Consider the following 25,534-nt stretch of genomic DNA (forward strand, 5'->3'; position numbering starts at 1 on the left):
AAGGGAGATTGTAAGTTATGTTATCTAAAAAAGCAAAAAGTAAGAAAAAAATAGCAATAATTACTGGTGCTACAGTGTTAGTAATAGGAATTGGATCTATTGTATGGGCTGATATGGCTAAGAAAAAAGAAGAAAGAGAATTAGCTAAGCGTAAAGAAATTTTAAGATTAGAACAAATTGAGAGAGAAAAAAATGAACCCATAGTCGGAGCAAAAAAAGATTCTGTTAAAAAATACGGATACGATGCAAATGTGGTTTGGGATAAACTAAATAGTTATGATTCTTCTAATAATGGTGAAAAAGTTGTATTCCTTACATTTGATGACGGACCATCTACAACTAATACGCCTAAAGTATTAGATACTTTAAATAAATATGATGTTAAAGGCACATTCTTTATTAAGGGTAACTCATTAGAAGTAAAAGGTGCTAATGAAATATTAAAAAGAACTTTTGATGAAGGTAATGCAATAGCTCATCACTCATATACACATGATTATAAAAAGCTATATCCTAATAGAAGTTTAAATTTAGATACTTTTACTAATGAAATTAATAAGACTACTGAAGCTATGAAAAAAGTTTTAGGAGACAAATTTACTTCAAATGTTTTAAGATGTCCTGGTGGATATATGTCTTGGAAAAATATGCAACCACTTAAAGATTATCTAAAAAACAATGGTATGTCATCTATTGATTGGAATGCTTTAAATGCTGATGCTGAAGGTAAAAAAAAGAATGCTCAAGAATTATATGAATATGCTGTAAAAACTTCTCAAGGTAAAGAAATGGTAGTTGTCTTAATGCATGATACTTATGGAAAAGAAGAAACTGTAAAAGCATTAGATATGATAATACCTTATTTTAAAGAAAATGGATATCAATTTAAAATATTAGTTTAATACACTAATATAAAAAAGACTATTAAAAAATTAATAGTCTTTTTATAGTTAATTATTTTATTATATTAAATGTCAAAGGATATAAATAGTCTTTGTGTGATCCATAGTTTATTAATCCTATTAATGTCAGTATAAAATATACTAAACTAACTAAAGGTACTAATATAACTCCTATAAAGGCTATAATTGAAATACCTGCAATTATTTCATATATTACAAAAGTTATATGAAAATTCATAAGCATTTTCCCATTAGTGTATATATAATCAGATTCTTTGCTATACTCTTTCCATACAAAATATACTATTATAAATCCTACTATATTAAATAGTACTATTGCTGCTGCCATCATTAACATTATTAAGTTTTCTTTAGGTATTGACCTTGAGTAATTATCCATTTTATCTCCTTTCTTAAATACAAATACTATGCTAATTATTTGTATATATAATTATAATATTCTTTATTTTAAGATATAGTTCAATTTTAATAAAAAATTTATATAGAGTATATATCAGAAAACTCTATATTACATTTTTCAATTTTAGATTGATTAAAACTACTTTTCGATATTTTACGCTTATTTTCTTTTATTAATCTTATTGGTAATTCAAATATAAATTCAGACCCATATCCTACTTTACTTTCTACATGAATATGACCTTCGTGCATCTCTATGAGAGATTTCACTAACGATAATCCAATTCCACTACCTTCACATCTTCTTGTAAGTACATTATCTCCTTGCCTAAATCTATCAAATATAAATGGAAGCTTCTCTTTTGAAATCCCAACTCCATTATCTTTTATAGATACTACTACTCTATCTTTTATAATCTTTATATCAACTTTTATTTCACCGTTTTTGTCTGTATATTTTATTGCATTTGATAAAATATTCAATATAATCCTCTCTATTTTATCTGGATCACAAGCTATAATTGTTTCTTCTGAGTTAGTATCAAATATAAGATTTATCTCTTTACCTTCAATATATTCTGCTACAGATAGTGTTATTTCTTCTACTATATTTACAATATTATGGTTTCCTAAATTCAACTCATAAAACCCTGTATCTATTCTAGTCATATCTATTAAATTATTAACCAATCTTAACAGCCTATATGAATTTTGCTTTATCGATTTTATATGCTTATTTAAATTATATCCATTATTGTATATAGTCACATCTTTAGTTGACTGTTTTTCTAATAATTGCATTGTTCCAAGTATTATGTTTATAGGTGTTTTAAATTCATGAGATATATTTGCAAAGAATTCATTTTTTATACTTTCTACTTCTATTGCTTTCTCTAATAACTTTCTATTTTTTTCTTCTTCTTTCTCTTTAGTTATATTTCTAGTTGTAATTATAAAGTATTTTTTTTCTTCTATATATCTGTAGTTCCACTTAAACCATAGATAGTCTCCATTTTTAGATAATACTCTATTTATTGTTCTATTTTTATTATTACCTTTTATTTTGCTCATACTTCTTACTTCTTTTTTATAATCTGGGTGAATAAACTCAATAGCCTTTCTAGATTTAAGTTCTTCTTCAGTCCATCCAAGAGTTTTGCTCCACTGTGGACTTAAGTTTTTAAAATATCCATCTTCATTTATTGTAGCAAACATATCCACTGATATATCTAACAATCTTTCTAATTCATTTTCTATATCTATTCGTCTTTCAAGTTCTAGTTTAGCCATTTTAGATAACTTATAGTTTTTTATAATTAATGCAATGCGTGAACATAAATTATTCATAAAGTCATTTTGATAATATTCAGGTTCATTATCACCTAAATATGATATATTTAATATCCCTATAAATTCATCACCATTCATTAAATTATATGAACCTGCAAAACTAAGATTTTTATTTATACCTTTAAATGCGGAAACCCTAATATCACTTATTCCAGAAACTTCTAATATTCTTCCTATTTTTTTATCATCTAGTATTTTTTTTAAATCTTCTTTTCCAAATTTTATACTTTTTGGTGTAGTAGATATATTTTTTACCTCACCATATAAACTTCCTAGATTTAAAGTTTCAGATTCTTTGTCATATAGGTATAATGTTATTGAATCTAATTTTAAATAATTAGATATATTTTCTAATAAATTATCTAGTAATGAATTAATTTCTATATCATCAGATGTAGTATTATTTAATTTTAATATTTCTATATTTTTTTCAATTGTTTTTTTTATAGTCACATCTTTAATCATTGTAACTATATACTTTAATTTATCATTTTCTTTAAAAATTGGCGCAATAAACATATCCAAGTTTAATGGATTATCATCTTTTTCAACAACTGCCTCTATTAATCTAGGCTTTTTAATTTTTATTATCTTTTTTTCTATGTTTGATATATTTTCATATGTATTTACTTCACTTATCTCTTCAAGCTTTTTGCCCAAAATATTCATTTTTTCTATTGAGATATAATCATAAAAATACTTATTTCCATATATATATTTACCATCTGTACCTTTTATACATACAGCATAGGGTATTGTATCTAAAGCTGTTTCTAAATCATTTATATTATATAGCTTATTACTATCTTCTTTACATACTAGAAATATAGATTCTTTATTATTAAATTTACTTAATATTATTTTTCCATTTAGTAAAATCTTTTCTTTTTTTGAATCTATAATTTCTACACTAATATTAATTTCTTCATCCTTTTTTATATTACTAATTGACTCATATAATTTTTTATTATCTCTATATAGTATATTTTTTATATTAATATTTTTTATACATTTATTATCAAGGTCAATTCTTGATAATAATTTTTCATTACAAAACTTTATCTCACCCTCTCTATCCATAACTATAATATAATCGTTTACTGTATTTAATAGCTTAATCACAAATATGCCCCCTAAAATAAATAAAACTTAAATCAATAATTAATTTACATTTTTTACTAATAATCTCATTATAACATTTATTTTTTAAGTATTTCTAAAAAATCCACTTACATTTTTCTACAAAGATTTTTATTTAAATAAATTATTTTATAATTTTTTTAATAAAAAGCCTCTTAAGTATATACTTAAGAGGCTTTTTATTATTTAAATATTATTTTTATAAACTTTTTCTTTCCTATTTGAATTACTAATTCACCTTGTGGTACTACACTTTGTAAATCCGTAACTTTTTCTCCATTTATTTTAACTCCACCTTGAGTTGCTAATCTTCTCATTTCACTTTTGCTTTGAACAAGTTTATTTTCTACTATTATTTGTGCTAAATCAAAGCTATCGCTACTTGCTTCTACCGTTAATATATCTACAGGTATTTGGCCTTTTTGGAATACTGATTTAAATCTTTCTTCTGCAAAATTAGCTCTTTCTTCTCCATGGTATAATCTTACTATTTCTTTAGCTAACTCCATCTTTACATTTCTTGGGTTAACTCTATCTTCCTTTAAATCTTCTTCTATTTTATTAACTACATCAGGATGAACATCAGTTACTAAATTATAGTATTTAACTATTAATTCATCTGGTATTTCCATAGCTTTTTGATACATTACTCCAGCTTCTTCATCTACTCCTATATAGTTTCCTAAACTCTTACTCATTTTGTTAACACCGTCTAAACCTTCTATTAAAGGCATCATTATAACAACTTGAGATTCTTGTCCAAAATCTTTTTGAAGTGCACGTCCCATAAGCAGATTAAATCTTTGGTCTGTTCCTCCAAGTTCTATATCAGCATTTATTGCAACTGAATCATATCCTTGCATTAATGGATAGAAAAATTCATGCACTGATATTGGAGTATGACTTTCGTATCTTTTCTTGAAATCTTCTCTTTCTAACATTCTAGCTACAGTTATAGTTGCAGCTAATTTTACTACATCTTCAAAGTTTAATTTAGCTAACCATTCGCTATTAAATCTAACTTCTGTTTTTTCTTTATCTAATACTTTAAATATTTGTTCTTCATAAGTTTTTGCATTTTCTAAGACTTGCTCTGTTGTTAATGCTTTTCTAGCTTGAGATTTACCAGTTGGATCTCCTATTTTACCTGTAAAGTCTCCTATTATTATTACTACCTTATGTCCTAAATCTTGTAATTGCTTCATTTTTCTAAGAACTACAGTGTGTCCTAAGTGTATATCTGGAGCCGATGGATCTAGTCCTAATTTTACAACTAATTGACGACCTTCTTTATCCGCTTTAACTAATTTTTCTCTAAGGTCTTTCTCATCTATGATATCATCTACACCTTTTAATATTATTTTAATTTGTTCATCTAAGTTTATCATATTTACCCTCCTATATTTATTTATTGCAATAAAAAAGCTCTCATCCTCATAAAAGGACGAGAGCATTACTCACGTGTTACCACCTTAGTTTATCAATACTTTACAGCATTAACCTCAATAGGTACAATATCTATACCTTAGCACTATAACGTGTGCTACTACGTTAATCCCTACTAGTTGTTATCTTTTGGGATTACTGCTCTAAGATGTATTCAAACTAACTTAACTTGCTCCTCTCACCATCCGGAAACTCTCTGTTAGACTACATTAGTTTTACTTGTTCTTTTCATAGCTTTTTTATATTAATTATTAATTCTAATATATTCGCTATTTAATATTTTGTCAACTATTTTTATTATTATTTACAAAATCTTTTATATTATAAGTAATTATAATTATTTTTATTACTAGGTGGATAGAATCCTTCAAATATTATATTATCTGAGTATTTATACGCATATATCATATCTTCTTTATTTTTTATAGTCCATGATATTATTGGAATCCCCTTATTTCTTAGGTAAGCTATCCTTGTTTTATCTATCCCTCTAATTGAATAGGCTATATAATCAGGTTTCGTTTTAAAGTTTAATATCATGTTTTTAAGGGCAAATTTTTTACACCAACTTAAATTTCTATAAGAATACCTTGGTAAACCTGCTATTTGCCCTCTTAAAATATTATTTGCATTATTTTTATACCATACTAATACAAATGGATTAAATGACTGTATTGAGTATTTACCATTATATCTTTTAACTGTATTATATAACCCTTCACACAAATCAAATATATCCTTACTATTTTTTATTTCTATAAGTATTCCTACTTTTCCATCTACTACTTCTAACACGTCTTCTATCGTTGGTATATTTTCATCTGAATCCAATAATCTTAATTCTTTAAGTTCATCATAATCTAAATCATGAATATTTCTTTCATCTTTAGTCATTCTATATAAATTATTATCATGGAATACTACTATTTTTTTATCTTTAGTGAACTGAATATCTAGTTCTATTGAATATTTATGCTTAACTGCATTTTTAAATGCCCCAATAGAATTTTCTGGATATTTTTCATTATATAATCCTCTATGTGCTATTGGTATTTCCCTTATCCAGTCCATATCTTTTTCCATATAAACCACCTTTTATATTTATTTACTTACCAGGTTATTTACATAGTTGTCTACTATCAAAATTTGCTTAATTCTTATATCTATTTTACTATCTAATATTAAATTTAAAATTACAATTACCAAAGTTGTTACCTTAAACATAAATAAAAGTAGTACTATAGTTATTAAAGATAAAATTCTTGCATAAGATATTTTTTGATACTTAGATATCACATAATTTTGCACTATTATATATCCATCTCTTATAACAAAGTAAAAACATAAATATTGTATTGATATAATGATAGTTTTTAAATATACAATAGATATATTAATGTTTAATATACTCATTAATTCAACTAAAATTAAATATATTGAACATAAGTAAAATACTTTCTTAGAGCAACAAATAAATCTAGAGCAATTTCTAAAATTATTTATCATATGTAATTTTCTTTTTGCATTACCTTTTAATATATTCAATTTTTTAGATAATAATAACGATAAAAAATATATACTAAACACAGTTCCCATAGGGAATAAAGCTATTAACATATAGTAAATCATTTCACTGTATCCTTTTAGAGGAAACATTTTAGTATACTGACTAAATTCTTTCATAAAACTGTATCCAATAAGCTTTGATGCGTATAAGTCTATAAATACCATAAGTACTATGCCAATTATTGATCCATAAATAATATCATCAATAATAGTTGTTGCTTTTGACATTAGAAATCCACATATAATTCCTAATATCACACTTTGAGCTGCCCAAATTGCAGTTCCTATATTTCCAAGTACTAGAGCAACTATTGCAAGAGAACTTATACTAGATAATATAGTATATTTAAGCTCACATTTTAAGCATATTATGCAAAAGAAAATTGGTACTATAAAATCCAAATAAAGCGCATACCCCAAACCACTACCTACAGCAATTATAGTACTTACAACAAATAACGATGAAAGTAATGCTGCCTCTGTAAGTTTCTTAGTACTATTCACTTTCAGTTTCCTCCTATTTTTAAGTATTATTATAATATATCATACTATTTAGTAAAAAAATTATAAAGGGGTCTCTATTATAAAAAAATAGTTATACCTAAATTTAGGTATAACTATTTTTTATATATTATATAAAGATGAATTCTTGCTTTCTATAGCATCTTTAGCAACTTCTTTATCATTAAAATGATACTTTGTTTTTCCTATTATTTGATAATCTTCATGGCCTTTTCCTGCTATAATTACTAAATCATTATTATTAGCTAGTTCTATCGCTTTATAAATAGCGTCTCTTCTATTTTCTATTGTTATATAATTATGGTTGCTTTTGTCTATTCCACTTAGTATATCCTTTATTATAGAATTTGGATTTTCTGTTCTTGGATTGTCAGATGTTATTACTGCTATGTCTGAATTGTCTTGTGCAATTTTTCCCATTAAAGGCCTTTTAGTTTTATCTCTATCTCCTCCACATCCAAATACTGTTATTACTTTTCCTTTTACAAATTCATTTGCTGCTATAAGTATATTTTCTAGTGCATCTGGTGTATGAGCATAGTCTACTATTATATTAAATCCTTTTGAATTTTTTACACTTTCAAATCTTCCTTCAACACCTTTAATGCTTTTTAATTTATCTTTTATTATTTCAATAGGTACTTTAAGTATATAGCAAGCTGATATTATTCCTAAAGTGTTATAAACTGTAAATTTGCCAGGTATATTAACATAAATTTCATCAGTGTATGTAGGCGTTTTTAGTGTATATGAAACTCCATGTGGATATAATTTTATATTACTTGCCATAAAATCTGCTTCATTATTTATTCCATATGTATATACTGGAACTTTTAAGTTTCTTATATTATTCTTTATAATAACACCTGAACTGTCATCTATATTTATAATATTTGCCATATTAGTTTTATAAAATAATTTTTCCTTTGTAGCTCTGTATTCTTCTAAACTTTTATGAAAATCTAAATGCTCTGGTGTAAGATTTGTAAATATTCCAATGTTAAAATCAACTTCGTCTACCCTGTGTAGCGCTAATGAATGTGACGATACTTCCATGGCACAAAACTTACAATCATTTTTTACCATATTATTAAAATACTTTTGCAAATCTATACTTTCAGGAGTTGTGTTATTAGATATTATATCATTTTTACCATCTTCTATTTTAATCGTTCCTATTAATCCAACATTAGATTTATAATTTAAAATGTCTTTAAGTACAGTTGTTATACTTGTTTTTCCATTAGTTCCTGTTACCCCGATTATTTCTATTTTTTGTGTTGGATTATTATAAAAATTAGCCGCTATTTTTGCCATTGATTTTCTTGTATCTTTAACTTTTATAAATGTATAATTGTTACTTTCTTTAATATTTACGTCTTCTTGTATTAGAAATGCTTTTGCTCCATTTTCTATTGCTTTATTTACATATTTATGACCATCATTATCAAATCCTTTTATACATACAAACAGACTATTTTCTGTAGTTTTTCTTGAATCATAATATATACTACTTATATCTATCTCAATATTTCCTTTTAATTCTAAAACATCTAAATCTTTTATGAGCTTGTATAATTCCATGAGAAAAAACTCCTTTCCTACTATTACTAAATTATATTTAATTTTTTTTAATTTATGATAGATATAAAATATGATTAAAAGTTTTAGTATATACTTTTCCTTATTTTTCTATTTTTTATTGACTTATTAATATTAATTATCTACAATAGAATTAAGAGTTACATATTTAATGAAAATAAAGATATTTGAAAATATCTTACTAGAGTCAGGAGACTTTTGCGTCTTCTGGCTTTTTTATTTTCATTATAAATAAAAAATGTTAACTTTTATTCTACTTTCCCCAAAAGTAAGAATTATACATATTTGAGATGGGTAATATACCCATCTTTTTTTTAACCTTTTTTTTGATATTCTTTTAATTTTTCCAATATATCTTTATTAGAATTAAAAAATTCAATATGTTCTTCTATTTTAATAAGAGTCTCTATACTTATGGTATGTTCAATTTTTTCTGTCTCTTCATGTATTTTATCTTTTACTCCTAATAGATTCAAAAATTTATTTACTATGTCATGTCTGTTTAAAAGTTGCTGGCCTATTATCTTACCCATATCGCTTAAAACAACATAATCATATTTTTTATATAATATTAGCTCTTTTTCACTTAGTTTTTTTACCATTTTTGTTACCGAAGGTGGAGTAATATTTAGATGTTTAGATATATCACTAACTTTTACATGATCCCCCTGTAAAAATAATCTGTAAATCATTTCTATATAATCTTCTTCACTAGGTGTTAGTTCGCTTCTCTTTATATATTCATTGAAAGTATAATACTCTTTTTTATTTTCCAAATTATACCCCCTCCTTTTTATATTATATTAATTATATTTCATTAAATATTTTATATTACTATTTTTAGTAACACTATTTTATTAATTTGCATAATTTAAAATTAAGAAAGTTAGCTTAGGTTAACAATAAAAAATTATTTATAAGGAGATGTTAATATTGAAAACTCTTACAGACATTCCAGTTAAAAATACTGCTACAGTAGAGGACCTCTTATTCAATGGTAATTTAAGAGAAAGAATGTTAGCGCTTGGTGTAACACGTGGAGCATCTATTCAAGTGATTAGAAAAGGGCCTAAAGGTAATTTAACTGTTTACAACATTAGAGGAACTAAGATCGCATTAAGATCTGAGGAAAGCAATTTAATAATTGTTTCTGAAAATTAGACTATATTTTAAGGGGGGGATATTACAGTGGGGTTAACACATGAATCTGCTAAAATCAAATCACTAAAGGATATGTTTGATATAGATAAAGCTGACGACCAATTAATAGTTGCTTTAGCAGGCAATCCAAACACAGGGAAAAGTACTGTATTTAATTATCTAACAGGATTAAAACAACATACTGGAAATTGGCCTGGAAAAACTGTTGCTACAGCTCGTGGTGATTTTAAATATAATAATAATGATTATGCTTTAATTGATTTACCTGGAACTTACTCTTTATTTGCACTATCTCAAGAAGAAATAGTTGCTCGTGACTTTATATGTTTCGGAAAACCCGATGTAGTAATTGTAGTATGCGATGCGACTTCACTTGAGAGAAATCTTAACTTAGTATTTCAAGTAATGGAATTAACACAAAATATAATATTGTGTGTTAATTTAGCTGATGAGGCTGAGAAAAAAGGTATTTCTATAGATAGTAAAAAACTTGAAAAAGCGTTAGGTATACCAGTAGTTTTAACAGCTGCTAGAAGTGGAAAAGGTATGAGTGATCTATTAAATACTTTAGATTTAGTTTCATCTAATAACTATAAGTTTAATGCTAAACCTGTTCTTTATGATAATAATATTGAACTTGTAGCTGACTCATTTAAGTCAGAATTAGAAAGTACTATTGATTTTATAAATCCTAGATGGCTAGCTCTTAGACTTATAGATGAAGATAAAAGTATATTTGATTCCATGCATAATTATATAGATGAAAACTATATAGATACTTTATATAAAATCAAAGAAAAGTTTCCTAAAACTTTAGATAAGTGTAAAATAAGAGATAATTTTACTAAAACAAATTATGATTATGCAAAAAGCTTAAGTGAAAAAGTTTGTATAAAAAATAATAATGCTACATTAGACAAAGATGATAAATTAGATAAAATACTTACATCAAAATATTTTGGAATGCCTATTATGTTACTTTTATTAGGTGCTATACTATGGATTACTATAGAGGGGGCTAATTATCCATCTACCTTACTGTCAAATTTATTACTTGGTCTTGAACCTAATATTACAAATTTTTTAAATATGCTTCATGCACCTGAGTGGCTAAATAATATGTTAGTTCTTGGTCTTTACAGAACTCTTGCTTGGGTAGTTTCCGTTATGTTACCACCTATGGCTATATTTTTTCCTTTATTCACTTTACTTGAGGACTTTGGATATTTACCTAGAGTTGCTTTTAATATGGACCATTTATTTAAAAAGGCCTGCGCTCATGGAAAACAGTGCCTTACTATGTGCATGGGATTTGGATGTAATGCTTGTGGAGTTATAGGTTGTAGAATAATCGACTCTCCTCGTGAAAGATTAATAGCTATACTGACTAATAATTTTATTCCTTGTAATGGTAGATTTCCTACTTTAATAGCTATATCTACTATATTCTTTAGTTCTGTAATAAGTAATTCTTTCACATCTAGCTTGGTAACTGCTGCATGTATATCTTTAGTCGTTATCTTTGGTATATGTATAACATTATTAGTTTCTTATTTGTTATCTAAAACCCTTCTTAAAGGTATTCCATCTACTTTCACATTAGAATTACCACCATATAGAACTCCACAATTTGGTAGAGTTGTATATACATCTATAATAGATAGAACATTGTTTGTATTAGGCCGTGCAGTTATTGTAGCTGCTCCAGCTGGAATAGTAATTTGGGTATGCGCTAATATATATGTTGGTGACGTGAGCTTATTGGCTTATATTGCAAATATTTTAGATCCTATCGCTAGATTTATAGGGCTTGATGGGTTTATACTACTTGCTTTTATACTAGGTCTTCCTGCCAATGAAATAGTTATACCTATTCTTCTCATGTCTTACCTTGCTACTGGTTCAATGCTAGAACTTGATAATTTAAGTGCATTAGGTGATGTTTTACGTAATAATGGATGGACATATTTAACAGCGTTAAATGTCATGTTATTTAGCTTACTTCACTGGCCTTGTGCTACTACTTTGATAACTATAAAAAAAGAAACTGGAAGTATGAAATGGACTATTTTAGGATTTTTAATTCCAACTGTAATAGGATTCTTTGTATGTTTCTTAACAACTAGCATATATAATATTTTTATATAAATTAGAGATGGATAATATTATCCATCTCTTTCTTTTTTTCTATTAGGTATATTTTTCCAACCTAAAAATCATCATAATATCCAAAATATTTATCATTTAAATATCAAATAAATCTTGATGTTTATTTACTATTTATATAAATTTTCTTTATACAATGTCGTATATATTAATATATAATATTCCGAAATTCGATAAGCCTTAAGTATTTTTTATGGCTTATTTTGTTTTATTTGGTTATTTTTTGTATTTTTTTATATTTATTTTTAAGATGATATAAGTTAAATATTATAGTAGAATTTACTTAAAGGACAAGTTGTACCTTTGCTTTAGGGGGGATTTTAGTGTTTCTTATTTTTATTTTACTACTTTTTATGGGACTAATTTACTTTTTATCTATGGTTTGTATTCAGTTTAGTTATATAAATAATATTAATTTAAGATTGGGTATGGATGTAACTAAATTATATTCTGATGAGAATAATAGTGGTACCTTAGTTACTAACTTTAATAGCATTGTAAAAAGTTGTGCTATGTGTTTGTATAAAGTATCCAATAATATTAAGTAAATATGTAAACCTAGGACATAATTGTCCTAGGTTTTATAATTTAATAAATTTTAATATAGATTTAAAATACTCATCATTTGATACAACACACGGATTTAATGGGTTTATTTCTAAGCATTTTTTATGATGGTAATACGCTTTTGATATATCACCAGTTTTAAAATAGCACGCACATAAGTTTAAATGTGGCTTAAACCTCCAACAACATAAATTTAAACATTGACTACAATCTGTAGGAGTTTCTATATTCAAAATAATTTCATACCAATTTATAGCTTGCATATATTTTTTTTCTCGTTGAAAAGATAATGCTATGTTATATAATACTTCTCCTCTAGGAGATGTGTATTCAAATGTTTTATATAGGTAATACCTACCTTCAGCCCATTTTTTTTTGTATAAATAACTCTCACCAATTCTACATAATGCATCCATTATCTCTTCTTCATTTTCAGCTTTATCTATAAATTCTTCAAGCACTTTTATTGATTCATCAAACTCATTATTACAATACAGCTCTTTTCCATAATAGTATAAATCTCTATTGCTCATTTCTTTACCTAAACTTATATTTTTTTTGTATATTTTAAGATTCCTATCATCTACACATTTTACTTTATCATGAATAATAGCTATATCACTATCGCATACTTTTGAATTTTTATCTATATTAATGTACTCATGCACAAATCCAATCCATTTAAAATTTTTATTATTTCTTACAATTCTATTTCTTCTAGCTGTTATCTGTGGATTATTATTTTCATCCATATCCATATATGTGTTCATTGTAATTACATCAATATCTTTACTCATATCTTTTTTTAAGTTTAACAGTTTATTTTTATTCACTTCATCTATTAATTCATCTGCATCTAACCATAATATATAATCTTTTGTAGCTTTACTAAAGGAAAAGTTTCGAGCCATAGAAAAATCATCTATCCATTTAAATTCATATATTTTTTCAGTATAACTGCTTGCAATTTCTTTAGTTTTATCAGTTGATCCTGTGTCTATTATGACTATTTCATCTACAATATCTACTACACTATCTAAACATCTATTTATTACCTTTTCTTCATCTTTTAATATCATACATAAACTTATAGTAATCATACTGATTGCTCCTTATTTTGTCCTCTACTTTAATATATGATAAAGCGACATTTTTGTTAAATTATTTAACTATTTAGATATTATAATTTTCCTAAGTAAAAAATGCTAGAACAAAATATGTTCTAGCATTTTTTACTTACTCATATATTCTTTCCAATCACCATTTGAAACTGGAATTTTTTTATCATTTAAATTTATATTTGCCTTTGGATTATATTCATAATAATATGCTTTCTCTATTGTACCATCTTCTAAAAAAACATCGACTTCTTTTCTTAAATATTCACAATTGATATTATTATCTTCACAGTATCTTTCTAATTCATCTAATTCATCTAAGCTTTGATTAAAATCAATAAGTTCCATTAGTTCACCTTGTATTTTGTTATTTCCTGGTATAACCGCTGGATATCCTTTATTATCTAGATGAAATAGATCTCCATTTATACGTCCCTTTACTACATTAGATACTTTTCCTTCTAGAAGCTTTTTATAATTAAACATGTCACTTCTTAAGCTTCCATATACAAATATTTTGTTAACTAACATATTTCTCCACCTATTACTTTTATATCATTTTGATATAAAGTACAAGCTTCAATAGCTAATTCTAAGCCTCTTACTATTTCTTGTAAAGACATAAATGGAGTATTTTTCTTATCTATAATTTGTGATGTCATATATGGTATATGTATAAATCCACCTTTTATATTTGGATATTTTTTATCTATCATATAAAGAATGCCATACATTACATGATTGCATACAAATGTACCTGCCGTATTTGATACAGAAGCTGGAATTTGATTTTCATTCATGTGTTTTACCATAGCTTTTATTGGTAAATTCGAAAAATAGGCTACTTGTCCATCTTCTTTTATAGTTTTATCAATTACTTGATTTCCTTCATTATCTTTTATTCTAAAATCATCCATATTTATAGCAACTCTTTCAGGAGTTATGTCAAATCTTCCTCCTGCTTGTCCTACAGATATAACTATATCAGGATGATATTCTTCTATTGCCTTTTCTATTGCTTCAACTGATTTTGTCATAACAGTTGGTATAGTTATTTTTATAACTTCAGCCCCATTTATATTATTACTTACCATTTTTACAGCTTCCTCTGCTGGATTTACTGGTTCTCCTCCGAATGGATCAAATCCTGTTAATAAAACTTTCATAGTATTACCTCCTAAATTTCATTAAAATGCTAAGAAATACATTGCCACTATGTGTACCACTATTAATATTAAAGCTACTGGAGCTTGATATTTCATAACCACATAATCACTTTTAGTTTCTAATAATGCTGCTGGAACTATATTAAAGTTTGCAGCCATCGGTGTAAGTAATGTTCCACAATATCCTGCTGTTAAAGCTAAAGCTCCGACTATTGCAGGGTTACCTCCTTGCGCTAATACAAATGGTATACCTATTCCTGCTGTTATTACTGAAAATGCTGCGAATGAATTCCCCATTATCATAGTAAATATAACCATACCTAGCACATAAGCTATAACACCAAATAATCTATTGTCTGCTGGAACTACACCTGAAATCATATTTGATATGACTTCTCCAACTCCTGCTTGAGTAAATAGTGCACCTAAGGCAACTAAAAGTTGCGGTAACATACTCGCAGGTCCCATCTGTTGAAGTAATCTTGCTCCATCTTCTATAGTTGTAGATGTTTTAGCTTTACTTATCATAAATGCAGATATTAATGCAACTGCAGAACCAACTCCAATTGCAAATTGTGATGAATTTGCAAAATTAGCTAAAGCCATAGCTACAACTACTGAAGCAAATGCTAATACTAATGATGGTATAAATATTTTATTTTTTAATTTGTTTGCATGTTTTTGTCCAAATTCTTCACTTGCTTCTTCATATCTTGCAAACACAACTTGCTTGCTTAGTGTTAACAAACTACATAGTACTAATATAGCTCCTATTATATTTGCTTGTACCTTAGACCCGAATATAAAAGGTATTGATATTAATATCCAAAACAATGCTGTTCCATATTTTTTACTACTATCTATAGTTGTAAAAGATTTAAATGCTATTACAAGCATTAAAAATCCCATTAATGCGTAGAAAATTTCTAATGATATATTTATAAAATCTTGCATATTGTCCTCCTCATAAAACTATTTTTTAATGCGTCTACTTAATTTTTTATCATATAATCTAAACTGAACTGCAGCTATTATAAATGCGATAACAGCCATTATTATACTTGCTTTAGCTATTGCAAGCCCAGTTACATCATATCCAAATTGAGTAAGCGTTGAAGCTATAAGTAAAACTCCACTACTTCCTGCAAATAAGTTTTGACCATAGAAGTTACCATAGTTTTCTGATGCGGCTGATAATGCTTTTATGCCTTCTTCTTCTTCTTCATTTAATTCCCCATTTTGACTAGTTCCAGCAGCCTGTGCCATCGGATTAACTAAAGGTCTAACAAATTGAGGGTGTCCACTCATTCTTATAGATAATGCTCCAGCTATTTGTCTAGCGAACATGTATATACTTAATACTCCTCCAGTCGTAAGTTTTCCTAATCTCTCAATTAAATAAACTGCCCTTTGTCTTAAACCATATCTCTCTAATATTCCTATTACTGGTAATGTTAATATAAATAACGATACTGCTCTATTTGCAACAAACGATTGCCCAAGTATAGTAAGGATTTCATTAAAATCTAACCCTGCTACAAGTCCTGTTGCTATCCCTGCTACTAATACTGTAAATAGCGTTTCTACCTTGAATATAAACCCTATTACAACTATTAAAACTCCAATTAGTTTTATCATTAGTTATTCTCCTCTCTTTTGATGTCTTTAAATCTTCTTTTGTTATGTATACTTTGAAGATATTTTTTTATTTTAAGATAGTATACATTAATCCGACATATTTTGCAAATATATTGAATATTTTAATTTTTTATAAATTTTTTTAAATTACTTACATAGCTTCCTATTTCTACTTCAATATCTTCAATTTCATATTTACTTATAGATATACCCTTTATATTTTTTAGTATCTGCAGAGTTGTAAAAACTATTTCTTCACTTGAGTTATTGTATCCACTTTTTAATTCTTCTATTATTTTAAGTTTCAATTCTTCTATAAAGTCATCTATATCTTTTAGTATTTCTTTATTTTTTTGATCTATTTTTACTTTATCGTAAATAACCTTAGCAACTGCGCCTGTTACAGTTCCAGCTATAAGAAGTGGTGGACAATAAGTCATCATAGCACTGCTTATAGTTATTGATGCTGCTGATTGACCTATCGCTGCACTATAAATAGATATTATTCCTCCTGATGTTGCGCCTAATATAGCTCCGGTTCCTACTGTTGATAATATTTCATTGATCTCTGTTTTACTGTAGTCTAATTTAAAATTAGGTGTGTCTAGTAGCTCATTTTCATAACTTATACTATCTATATATTTTTTTATATCTTCATTCATATCATCACTAACTTCTTTTAAACACTCATCCCACTCTGAAAAAAATAAATTATCTAGTTCTATTTTTTTTATATTTATTATGTCACTTATATAATTTTCATTTATATATATACTAGAAGAATTTAAATCTGTTTTTATCTTTGATAATTCTTCGCTTAAAAAAATTCTATTTACCCAGTCATTTATTTCAAAATCCATTTTTGAACTTATATAATCATATTTATTTTCAAGGGTAACTTGATCTTTTTTTAACTCCTCTATAATCATCAGTATACTTTTTAAATAATCATGATGATTTATTATTTCTTTATGAATTATTGATTCTAAATCATATTTTATACTATCTATTTTTAAACTTTCACAATCCTTATAGATATTATTTATATACTCTTTAAGGTTTTTAAAATTTTTCCTTAGTTCAGTATTATTAGATATAGCTATATCAGTACTTTTAATTACTGCATTTTTTCCTACTGCATCTTGATATTCCAAGTATGAAGATATCATAAAAAAATCATCAATATAAATTCCATATTCATCTTTTATATACTCTATTATTTCATCCTTATTATCATCTAATAAATCTGCTTTATTTATTACTCCCACTATTGGCTTTTTATACTCGCTTATTAAGTCTAGAGATTCAAATACATCTTCTTGACCTAAATGAGTTGAATCTAATACAAACAATATTAAATCTGCATTTTTAATATAATTCAATGTAATTTGTTCATTTTTATCGGTTATACTTTTAAGTCCAGGTGTATCTACTATATTTATTTTTTTAAGAAATTCTTTATTTAATCTAACTTTAGAAATATAGTCTGTATTTTTTTCATATTCTTCTTTATAATAACCAACTTCAATTATATTTGATGTAGCTTCTAATACATCAACTTCACTAACTTTACATTCCATTAAAGCATTAAGTAAACTTGATTTTCCGGACTTAACCTCCCCTACTATAACAACTTTCAAAGGACTATTTTTATTATTTTCTAAGCTTTTAATATTATCTATAGCTTCATTTAACTGTCTTGAAATTAAATCCTTAAAAGGCATATTTGATCCTTCTTTTAATCTTTCTCTTATTGGAGATTGTAGCAATAATTCTTTTATTTCATAAATACATTGTTTTGCAAGTTCCAAAACTATCACCTCATTTTTATAAATATACTTTCTATGTTATTTAGAAATTCAATGTGCAATTTTACATTTTTATACTCTAAATAAGTATTTTCAAAGCTTTTTTCTTTAATTCCATCTATACTTTTCTTAATCATTTCTATCTTTTCATCTAGAATTATAATTATTTCTCTAGATAAGTTATTTAGATTTTTTGATACAATGTTTTTTATTAATGATTCATCATAAGATTGGTTATTTAAATTTTTTGAGGTAAGTTTATTTAATATATTTTCCATTTGATTTGTATTTTGATTCTGTGTTTTATAAAATTTATTAAAATCAAAGATTAAATACTTACTCTTTGAAAAATAAATTTCTGTATTTATTTTTTTTATATTAAAAGTTTTATTTAGATTGCTCTTTAGATATAAAAAGTTATATATTTGCTCTAATTTTAAACTACAAATTTTCTCTAAGTCAATTATACTTTTATTTAAGTTATCTAAATCATATTTACTTAAATAATGTTTATTTTTTAAATCCTCTAAATATGTTACTATATAGATTTTTAAATTTTTAGTTTTTTCTTCTAATTGAAACTCAACTTCATTATAAGTAGATATATCTTTATATAAACATCTTTTGTAATCATTTATTTCTCTAATAATATTTTCTTTCATTATGTCTATATTTTTATACTTTGAAGATATTTGTTTTTCTTTTGCTACTTTAGAAAAATTATCATCAATACTTTTAAATAATGTATCTATATTACTTTTTTTTATTAGATTACTATCATTTTTAATTATGCCTTCTAGCGCTTCTCTTGCAGATATAAAGACTATATCCTTAAATTTATTTTCATACAGCTCACAAGCTCTTTTTTTAACTTTATATACATTATCAGAATCTGTATTTCTTATTATATCCATTTTATTTATAACTACTATTTTATTCTTTTCTTCTGTCCCTAATTCATCCATTTCATTTATTTCCTCTATAATTTTATTACTCTCTCTTGATACTAAATTTTGTGCATCTACTAACCATATAACACCATCTGCTTTAACATAATAACTTTTCATTCTATTTACTGTATCTTTTATTAAATTTTGATTAAGACCTGGAGTATCTACTATAATAAATTCGTCTAGTATGCCACTTTTTTTTATAAAATATTTTATTTGTATTATTTTGGATTTATATAGATACTTTTCTTCTTGTTCTTTTTTATATTTTTTTAATATTTTTATATCTCTATTATTTAATGATTTATATTCATTAACCATTTTAGCTACTTTTCTTTTTGATTCTTTAAATTTACATTCCTCTTTTTTTAAAAGTTTATTACCTTCTTTTATATTTTTAGTTACTGTACTCTCATCTTCATAAGTTATTTGTAACTTTTCTAATTCTGATTTTATAAATAAATCTAGCTTCCAAGTATTTGGTAAATCTCCAGTTTTTACTGTTTCTTGATTTAGTAAAGTATTTATTAATGTTGATTTACCATAATTTCCAGAACCCACTATAAATAATAAAAATGGAAATTTAAGTTCATTTATACTATCTTTATTTTCTTTAATTTGTAAATTTATATTTTCTATCAACTTTATAGTTTTATTATTTAAAGATTTTTTATTATAAATATTGTTATAGTCTATAAGCTCTTTAATTTTTATAATATTATGTTCTATGCTGTCAATTAAATTTAGTAATTTTGAAAGTTCTTCTTCTCTACTTAAATACATTTTTATCCATCCTTTTCTCGGACATTTATATAGATCCTTCAATATAATATATTCACTTTTTAAACTTGAATACTAATTTTTATTAACTTAAATTGTTTTCACAAAATTATGTCAATTTCATAATATAAAATAGAATAATTATTATACTAATATCTTTGTGAGGTGAATATCTTGAACTATTTTTTATCACTTAATCCCGTCTTGCAAGGGTTACTTGCCACAATATTTACATGGTTAATAACTGCATTAGGGGCTTCTTTAGTATTTTTATTTAAAGATGTTAAAAAAAGTATTTTAAATTTAATGTTGGGATTTGGAGCCGGAGTTATGATTGCTGCAAGTTTTTGGTCTCTACTAAATCCTGCTATAGAACTTTGTGAAGAACTTGGGTTTAATTCTTGGTTTATACCTGCAATAGGATTTATTTTGGGAGGGTTATTTATAGTACTATCTGATAAATTTTTAGATAGATTTAGTTTTAAAGATTTAACTACTATAAGCACTCGCCAAGCTAAAAGATATAAGAAAAGTATATTGTTAGTTTTAGCTGTTACTCTTCATAATATCCCAGAAGGATTAGCTGTTGGAGTTGCATTTGGTAGTGCTGCTCTTGGAATACCTGGATGCACGGTAATAAGCGCTATACTTCTTGCTGTTGGTATAGGTCTTCAAAATTTTCCTGAAGGAGCTGCTGTATCCCTACCCCTTAGAAGAGAAGGTTTTTCTCTTAAAAAGAGTTTCTTATATGGCCAAGCATCTGGGTTAGTTGAACCAGTTGCCGGAGTATTAGGCGTTATTATGGCTTTAACTATGAGAAGTATGCTTCCTGCTTTGCTGGCATTTTCAGCTGGTGCAATGGTTGGAGTTGTTTCTTCTGAACTTATTCCTGAAGCATGTATAGAAAATAAAAATCTTACTACTATTGGTGTTATCTTAGGATTTGTAATAATGATGATTTTGGATGTTGCCTTAGGCTAATATTTTTATAAAACTTTACTTTCATGTATATGATTAAAAGACAGGTGTTATATTATATAAAATCTGTCTTTTATTTTTTTACTTGACTATATAGTTACGGTATACTTTATTATCTAATTAAATATATCAACGGAGGTAAACTATGGAAAGATCATTTACTAAACAATTTACGCCCATAGAATTTCTAAAATTTGTTTCTCCTGCAATCATATCTATGATATTTATATCTCTATATACTATAATAGATGGAATATTTGTTTCTAAGTTAGTGGGTTCTGATGCACTTGCTAGTATAAATATTATCTTACCTATAATAAATCTTATTTGTGGATTTGGTATTATGATGGCAACAGGAGGAGGAGCTATAGTATCTATAAAAATGGGTGAAGAAAATTATGAAGAAGCTAATAATTCTTTTTCATTTATATTATTTTTTTCTATAACTATTGGAGCTTTATTTACTATTATTTCTATTTTCTTTGTAAAAAATATATCAATTGCGCTTGGTGCCACAGATAAACTTTTACCGTATGCTATAACTTATGGTAAAGTAATGATTATCTCTGCTCCATTTTTTATTGCTAAGTTTTTATTTGAATATTTTACTAGAACTGATGGAAATTCTAACTTTAGCTTATTTTTATCTATAGTAGGAGGTATTACTAATATAATTTTAGATTATGTTTTTATAAAAATCTTTAATATGGGTATTTTAGGAGCTGCACTTGCTACTTTTTCAGGTATTTTAGTTTCTTGTTTAATTGGATTTATATACTTTTTATCAGGTAAATCAACTTTAAAGCTGAAAATACCTAAATTTAATTTTAGGCTTATATTAAATACCATGATTAATGGATCTTCTGAAATGGTCACAGAATTATCTACAGGTATTACAACTTTTTTATTTAATATAGTTGCCTTAAAATTGGCTGGAGAAAATGGACTTGCTGCCCTTACTATAGTTTTATATGCTCATTTTTTAATGACTTCAATTTACTTAGGTTTTTCTGCAGGAGTTTCTCCATTAATTAGCTATAATTTCGGTGCAAATAATAGCAATAAATTAAAAGAGATATTTAAATACTCTCTAAAATTTATATTTGTATCTTCTATATTGGTATTTGTAGCAACGTTAGTTTTTGCACCAATTATAGTTGAAGTATTTGTAAATCCTCTAGATGAAGTATTTAACTTAGCTCTTAAGGGATTAAAAATTTTTGCATTTGCATTTTTATTTGTTGGCATAAATATATTTGCTTCAGGATTTTTCACGGCATTTCATAATGGAAAAGTTTCAGCTATTATCTCTTTTAGTAGAGCATTTGTATTTATAATCATTGGTATACTTATACTACCACCAGTATTAAAATTAGATGGTTTATGGCTTACAGTTCCTTTTGCCGAACTAATAACTATATTTTTATCTATAATATATATAAAAAAATATAGAACTAAATATAAGTATTAATATTCAAAAGAGTGTAGAATTTATCTACACTCTTTCTTATTTTTATATTATAAATAAACTAATATTATATTAAATCATGTGCATACTCTTTTATAGGTGCATTTCTAAGAAGCAGTATTCCTATAACAAAACTTAATATTGTTGAAGTAATTGTTATTATATTATTGCTTGTAAACAATAATATAATCTGTATTAGATAGATATGTATTACTCCATAATTATTCATTATATTTCCTATTATAAATAATATTATACATAATGGTATACCTATAAATATTAAAATTGATGTCATTTTTTTTAGCCTATATATTAAGGCTCCTAACATAAATCCTAGCGACCCTAATCCCATAATAATTAAAAATGTGTTTAATATAACTTCTATATAATTTATATCATATTGATAAAAAATACTAAAAGACATTCCCATACCAACTTTTTCTAGTAATGTTTGTATTTCATTAATAGAAATACCTAAATTAGTATAAACATATGCATTGTATCCTGTTTTATATTCTAATATTAATTTAGATACTAAATCAACACATACACTAAATATTGAAAGAATTATACTAACAATTATTATAAATACTATACTATATTTTAAATACTCTTTTCTATTTGACTTTATAGACATAGCTCCATTAAATTCTTTATATGATAATAGTGTCCCATATATAATTATTACAATAGTTGCTGAGAAATGAGAGCTATTGATAAAAACTACATTTCCATCTACTAAATTATCTAGATATGAAGAAGTCATAATCATCACAGATAATTCGGTAAATGTATTAAAAGCAATTATTGAAAATGTAAGTAATAAAAGAAATATAGTATTCCTTCTTATAATACTATAATACGGATTCATTCTTTTCATATTTAAACTCACCCTCCTTAGTAAGATTTATAAACAATTCTTGAATACTCATATGTTCTATACTTATATCTAATATTTCTATTAAATCTAAATCTTTCTCACATATATCTCCATAATAATAATACATTAACGTACTTCCAAAACTCTTATATATTTTTTTATTCTTTAAGCATTCTAATTTTGACAAATCATCTTTATTTCCAGTTATATAATAAGATTTCTCTTTTATATTTTCTATATTATCATTTATAACTATTTTACCTTTATCTAATAAAACTATATTTTCTAAAACATTCTCCATTTCATCTATTAAATGAGTTGATATAATTATAGTTTTTGGATTTTTTATATAGTTATCTAATAATATATTATAAAATTCTTCTCTATTTACTGCATCTAATCCGATTGTAGGTTCATCAAATATAGTTATAGGTGCATTTGAACATAATCCTATAATATTTGATACTAGGCTTTTCATTCCCCTTGATAGATGCTGGTATCTTATTTTAATATTTATATTAAAATAATCGCATAGTTGTTTTTCTAAATCTTTATCATAATTTGGATAAAAGTAAGAATACATTTCAAATATATTTTTTACTTTCATCTCAGCATTATAAAATTCTCTTTCTCTTACTATACAAATATTATCTAATACTTCTACGCTATCTTTAAGATTCTTTCCTAGTATTTCCACATATCCAGATTTACTTAAAAGTTGATTAGTGATTATATTAAGTAAAGTAGTTTTTCCTGATCCATTTTTTCCTAATAAACCATATATTTTATTTTCTTCAAAGGTTATAGATATATTATCTAATACAATTTGTTCCTTAAAATTATGTGATAAATCTGTAATCTTTATCGCATCCCCCACTTAATTCATCTCCTCGCAATTTTTTATAATATCTAATAGTTCATCTTTATTTATTTCTAATTTTCTAGCCTCTTGTAGTAAATTTTTTATAAATGAATTTTTAAATTGCTCTTTTCTAGATATTTTTATAATCTGTTTTGCACCTTCACATACAAACATACCAATACCCCTTTTTTTATATAAAATATTTTTATCAACTAATATATTTATCCCTTTTAGTACTGTAGCTGGATTTATCTTATATAGCTTTGATATTTCTGTAGTTGATGGAATCTGTTCATTCTCTTTAATATCATCAGTTAATACTGTGTCCTCTATAGTTTTTGCTATTTGTATAAATATAGGTTCATCATCATTTAATATAAGTTTCATATGCACCTCCTGATTAATTTTCTTTAATTAATCAGTTAGTTACTTAAGTAACTAACTATAACTCAATAATATCTATTATTTCATTGTGTGTCAAAATATTTTTTAATTTTCGTAAAAAAATATTTAAAAACTTATATTTCTGGGTAATAATTATTATTATATAAATACAAAAGGAGAATATTTATGAGTTTTGAAAAAATGAATAATGTTGAAATAGATAATGAAACAAGAAGCTTTGTTATTTTATATAACTTTAATACTAAAGAAGCTAGTATGATAAAAAATATATGTAATATGTTTGGAATAAGAGACCAGGTTATACTTTCACCTAAAAATGCTAATTCTACAATACGAAATATAATTGATAATAATATAGACAGCACATGTGAAAGTGGTATAAATCAAAAGGCTATGGTTTTTAATAATGTAGTTCATATGAAAGTTAGTGCTTTTATAGATAGCCTTAAGACGTTTAGAATTAATAGACCTCTTATCGCTGTTACTACAGAAGGAAATATTGATTGGAGCTTAGACACTTTAATTTCTCATTTACTAGAAGAAAGAATTGCTATGAAATCTGGGAAAACAGTAAAACACTAAACTTAAAATTATATAAAGGGGTGTAAATTCAGATTTTCCTTTAATAAAAAAAGTGAG

General features: G+C 25.5%; 24 protein-coding genes and 1 other annotated feature. Of the genes, 7 read left to right on the forward strand and 17 right to left on the reverse strand.

The features are described from left to right. Nucleotides 1-17: 17 nt before the first annotated feature. Nucleotides 18-902, forward strand: a complete 885-nt coding sequence (locus JNUCC81_RS12510) for a polysaccharide deacetylase family protein (protein ID WP_454093780.1) — start codon at nt 18-20, stop codon at nt 900-902. A gap of 52 nt (nt 903-954) precedes the next feature. Here JNUCC81_RS12510 and JNUCC81_RS12515 read toward each other — a convergent pair whose 3' ends face one another. From JNUCC81_RS12515 to JNUCC81_RS12545, 7 genes are all read right to left on the reverse strand, one after another. Further along, entirely contained in the window at nt 955-1,302 is a 348-nt protein-coding gene (locus JNUCC81_RS12515) for a DUF4870 domain-containing protein (RefSeq protein WP_208334863.1), read from the reverse strand. A gap of 98 nt (nt 1,303-1,400) precedes the next feature. Continuing rightward, a complete protein-coding gene (locus JNUCC81_RS12520; RefSeq protein WP_454093781.1) occupies nt 1,401-3,794 on the reverse strand; it encodes an ATP-binding protein in 2,394 nt (797 codons plus the stop codon). A gap of 200 nt (nt 3,795-3,994) precedes the next feature. Continuing rightward, nucleotides 3,995-5,200: a tyrosine--tRNA ligase gene (gene tyrS / locus JNUCC81_RS12525; protein ID WP_454093782.1), complete on the reverse strand. Its 1,206-nt coding sequence runs from the start codon at nt 5,198-5,200 to the stop codon at nt 3,995-3,997. Between the two features lie 49 nt (nt 5,201-5,249). Continuing rightward, nucleotides 5,250-5,499 (reverse strand) — a binding site (T-box leader). 80 nt (nt 5,500-5,579) lie between these two features. Continuing rightward, on the reverse strand, nt 5,580-6,341 hold the full coding sequence (locus JNUCC81_RS12530) for a glycerophosphodiester phosphodiesterase family protein (protein ID WP_454093783.1): 762 nt from the start codon (nt 6,339-6,341) through the stop codon (nt 5,580-5,582). 18 nt (nt 6,342-6,359) lie between these two features. Next, complete coding sequence (locus tag JNUCC81_RS12535; RefSeq protein WP_454093784.1) at nt 6,360-7,328, reverse strand: DUF2232 domain-containing protein; 969 nt, start codon at nt 7,326-7,328, stop codon at nt 6,360-6,362. Between the two features lie 120 nt (nt 7,329-7,448). Then, entirely contained in the window at nt 7,449-8,930 is a 1,482-nt protein-coding gene (locus JNUCC81_RS12540; protein WP_454093785.1) for a UDP-N-acetylmuramoyl-L-alanyl-D-glutamate--2,6-diaminopimelate ligase, read from the reverse strand. Between the two features lie 332 nt (nt 8,931-9,262). Then, on the reverse strand, nt 9,263-9,724 hold the full coding sequence (locus tag JNUCC81_RS12545) for a metal-dependent transcriptional regulator (protein WP_454093786.1): 462 nt from the start codon (nt 9,722-9,724) through the stop codon (nt 9,263-9,265). A gap of 148 nt (nt 9,725-9,872) precedes the next feature. Here JNUCC81_RS12545 and JNUCC81_RS12550 point away from each other — a divergent pair, with 148 nt between their 5' ends. From JNUCC81_RS12550 to JNUCC81_RS12560, 3 genes are all read left to right on the forward strand, one after another. Next, entirely contained in the window at nt 9,873-10,109 is a 237-nt protein-coding gene (locus tag JNUCC81_RS12550) for a FeoA family protein (protein ID WP_454093787.1), read from the forward strand. Between the two features lie 27 nt (nt 10,110-10,136). Further along, nucleotides 10,137-12,257, forward strand: a complete 2,121-nt coding sequence (gene feoB / locus JNUCC81_RS12555; RefSeq protein WP_454093788.1) for a ferrous iron transport protein B — start codon at nt 10,137-10,139, stop codon at nt 12,255-12,257. A 341-nt stretch (nt 12,258-12,598) separates the two neighbouring features. After that, nucleotides 12,599-12,823, forward strand: coding sequence for a hypothetical protein (locus tag JNUCC81_RS12560; RefSeq protein WP_454093789.1), 225 nt, complete (start codon nt 12,599-12,601; stop codon nt 12,821-12,823). Between the two features lie 33 nt (nt 12,824-12,856). On the opposite strand, the gene JNUCC81_RS12565 is transcribed toward JNUCC81_RS12560, so the two are convergent. The 7 genes from JNUCC81_RS12565 to JNUCC81_RS12595 form a co-directional block, all read right to left on the reverse strand. Then, nucleotides 12,857-13,942 carry a glycosyltransferase gene (locus JNUCC81_RS12565; RefSeq protein ID WP_454093790.1) on the reverse strand — a complete coding sequence of 362 codons (1,086 nt, stop codon included), beginning with the start codon at nt 13,940-13,942 and terminating at the stop codon, nt 12,857-12,859. A 132-nt stretch (nt 13,943-14,074) separates the two neighbouring features. Then, nucleotides 14,075-14,491, reverse strand: a complete 417-nt coding sequence (locus JNUCC81_RS12570; RefSeq protein ID WP_454093791.1) for a gamma-glutamylcyclotransferase family protein — start codon at nt 14,489-14,491, stop codon at nt 14,075-14,077. Continuing rightward, nucleotides 14,485-15,126 carry a pyroglutamyl-peptidase I gene (gene pcp / locus JNUCC81_RS12575; RefSeq protein ID WP_454093792.1) on the reverse strand — a complete coding sequence of 214 codons (642 nt, stop codon included), beginning with the start codon at nt 15,124-15,126 and terminating at the stop codon, nt 14,485-14,487. The genes JNUCC81_RS12570 and pcp overlap by 7 nt, the downstream gene beginning before the upstream one ends. Nucleotides 15,127-15,147: 21 nt before the next feature. After that, on the reverse strand, nt 15,148-16,080 hold the full coding sequence (locus tag JNUCC81_RS12580) for a DUF979 domain-containing protein (protein ID WP_454093793.1): 933 nt from the start codon (nt 16,078-16,080) through the stop codon (nt 15,148-15,150). An 18-nt stretch (nt 16,081-16,098) separates the two neighbouring features. Then, nucleotides 16,099-16,764, reverse strand: coding sequence for a DUF969 domain-containing protein (locus tag JNUCC81_RS12585; RefSeq protein WP_454093794.1), 666 nt, complete (start codon nt 16,762-16,764; stop codon nt 16,099-16,101). Between the two features lie 122 nt (nt 16,765-16,886). After that, entirely contained in the window at nt 16,887-18,575 is a 1,689-nt protein-coding gene (locus JNUCC81_RS12590) for a dynamin family protein (protein ID WP_454093795.1), read from the reverse strand. Nucleotides 18,576-18,580: 5 nt separating this feature from the next. Further along, nucleotides 18,581-20,305, reverse strand: coding sequence for a GTPase (locus JNUCC81_RS12595; RefSeq protein ID WP_454093796.1), 1,725 nt, complete (start codon nt 20,303-20,305; stop codon nt 18,581-18,583). 162 nt (nt 20,306-20,467) lie between these two features. Between JNUCC81_RS12595 and JNUCC81_RS12600 the strand changes: the two genes are divergently transcribed. Continuing rightward, on the forward strand, nt 20,468-21,283 hold the full coding sequence (locus JNUCC81_RS12600; protein WP_454093797.1) for a ZIP family metal transporter: 816 nt from the start codon (nt 20,468-20,470) through the stop codon (nt 21,281-21,283). A 142-nt stretch (nt 21,284-21,425) separates the two neighbouring features. Next, on the forward strand, nt 21,426-22,751 hold the full coding sequence (locus tag JNUCC81_RS12605) for an MATE family efflux transporter (RefSeq protein WP_454093798.1): 1,326 nt from the start codon (nt 21,426-21,428) through the stop codon (nt 22,749-22,751). Nucleotides 22,752-22,815: 64 nt separating this feature from the next. Here JNUCC81_RS12605 and JNUCC81_RS12610 read toward each other — a convergent pair whose 3' ends face one another. From JNUCC81_RS12610 to JNUCC81_RS12620, 3 genes are read right to left on the reverse strand one after another with little or no spacing between them, the layout of a single operon-like run. Then, nucleotides 22,816-23,628, reverse strand: coding sequence for a hypothetical protein (locus JNUCC81_RS12610; RefSeq protein WP_454093799.1), 813 nt, complete (start codon nt 23,626-23,628; stop codon nt 22,816-22,818). After that, nucleotides 23,603-24,505, reverse strand: coding sequence for an ABC transporter ATP-binding protein (locus JNUCC81_RS12615; RefSeq protein WP_454093800.1), 903 nt, complete (start codon nt 24,503-24,505; stop codon nt 23,603-23,605). Before JNUCC81_RS12615 ends, JNUCC81_RS12610 begins: the two co-directional genes overlap by 26 nt. After that, nucleotides 24,506-24,877: a GntR family transcriptional regulator gene (locus JNUCC81_RS12620; RefSeq protein WP_454093801.1), complete on the reverse strand. Its 372-nt coding sequence runs from the start codon at nt 24,875-24,877 to the stop codon at nt 24,506-24,508. 183 nt (nt 24,878-25,060) lie between these two features. Between JNUCC81_RS12620 and JNUCC81_RS12625 the strand changes: the two genes are divergently transcribed. After that, nucleotides 25,061-25,477, forward strand: a complete 417-nt coding sequence (locus tag JNUCC81_RS12625) for a DUF3783 domain-containing protein (protein WP_454093802.1) — start codon at nt 25,061-25,063, stop codon at nt 25,475-25,477. Nucleotides 25,478-25,534 lie beyond the last annotated feature (57 nt).

The sequence above is a fragment of the Faecalimicrobium sp. JNUCC 81 genome (genome assembly GCF_053667625.1).

Bases quoted from the DNA above. Each gene is read 5' to 3' on its own strand.
- JNUCC81_RS12595 (WP_454093796.1), bottom strand. From the start codon at position 20,305: ATGTATTTAAGTAGAGAAGAAGAACTTTCAAAATTACTAAATTTAATT.
- JNUCC81_RS12530 (WP_454093783.1), bottom strand. From the start codon at position 6,341: ATGGAAAAAGATATGGACTGGATAAGGGAAATACCAATAGCACATAGA.
- JNUCC81_RS12510 (WP_454093780.1), top strand. From the start codon at position 18: ATGTTATCTAAAAAAGCAAAAAGTAAGAAAAAAATAGCAATAATTACT.
- JNUCC81_RS12580 (WP_454093793.1), bottom strand. From the start codon at position 16,080: ATGCAAGATTTTATAAATATATCATTAGAAATTTTCTACGCATTAATG.
- JNUCC81_RS12570 (WP_454093791.1), bottom strand. From the start codon at position 14,491: ATGTTAGTTAACAAAATATTTGTATATGGAAGCTTAAGAAGTGACATG.
- tyrS (WP_454093782.1), bottom strand. From the start codon at position 5,200: ATGATAAACTTAGATGAACAAATTAAAATAATATTAAAAGGTGTAGAT.
- JNUCC81_RS12620 (WP_454093801.1), bottom strand. From the start codon at position 24,877: ATGAAACTTATATTAAATGATGATGAACCTATATTTATACAAATAGCA.
- JNUCC81_RS12605 (WP_454093798.1), top strand. From the start codon at position 21,426: ATGGAAAGATCATTTACTAAACAATTTACGCCCATAGAATTTCTAAAA.
- JNUCC81_RS12515 (WP_208334863.1), bottom strand. From the start codon at position 1,302: ATGGATAATTACTCAAGGTCAATACCTAAAGAAAACTTAATAATGTTA.
- JNUCC81_RS12585 (WP_454093794.1), bottom strand. From the start codon at position 16,764: ATGATAAAACTAATTGGAGTTTTAATAGTTGTAATAGGGTTTATATTC.
- JNUCC81_RS12610 (WP_454093799.1), bottom strand. From the start codon at position 23,628: ATGAAAAGAATGAATCCGTATTATAGTATTATAAGAAGGAATACTATA.
- JNUCC81_RS12625 (WP_454093802.1), top strand. From the start codon at position 25,061: ATGAGTTTTGAAAAAATGAATAATGTTGAAATAGATAATGAAACAAGA.
- JNUCC81_RS12550 (WP_454093787.1), top strand. From the start codon at position 9,873: ATGTTAATATTGAAAACTCTTACAGACATTCCAGTTAAAAATACTGCT.
- JNUCC81_RS12540 (WP_454093785.1), bottom strand. From the start codon at position 8,930: ATGGAATTATACAAGCTCATAAAAGATTTAGATGTTTTAGAATTAAAA.
- JNUCC81_RS12565 (WP_454093790.1), bottom strand. From the start codon at position 13,942: ATGATTACTATAAGTTTATGTATGATATTAAAAGATGAAGAAAAGGTA.
- pcp (WP_454093792.1), bottom strand. From the start codon at position 15,126: ATGAAAGTTTTATTAACAGGATTTGATCCATTCGGAGGAGAACCAGTA.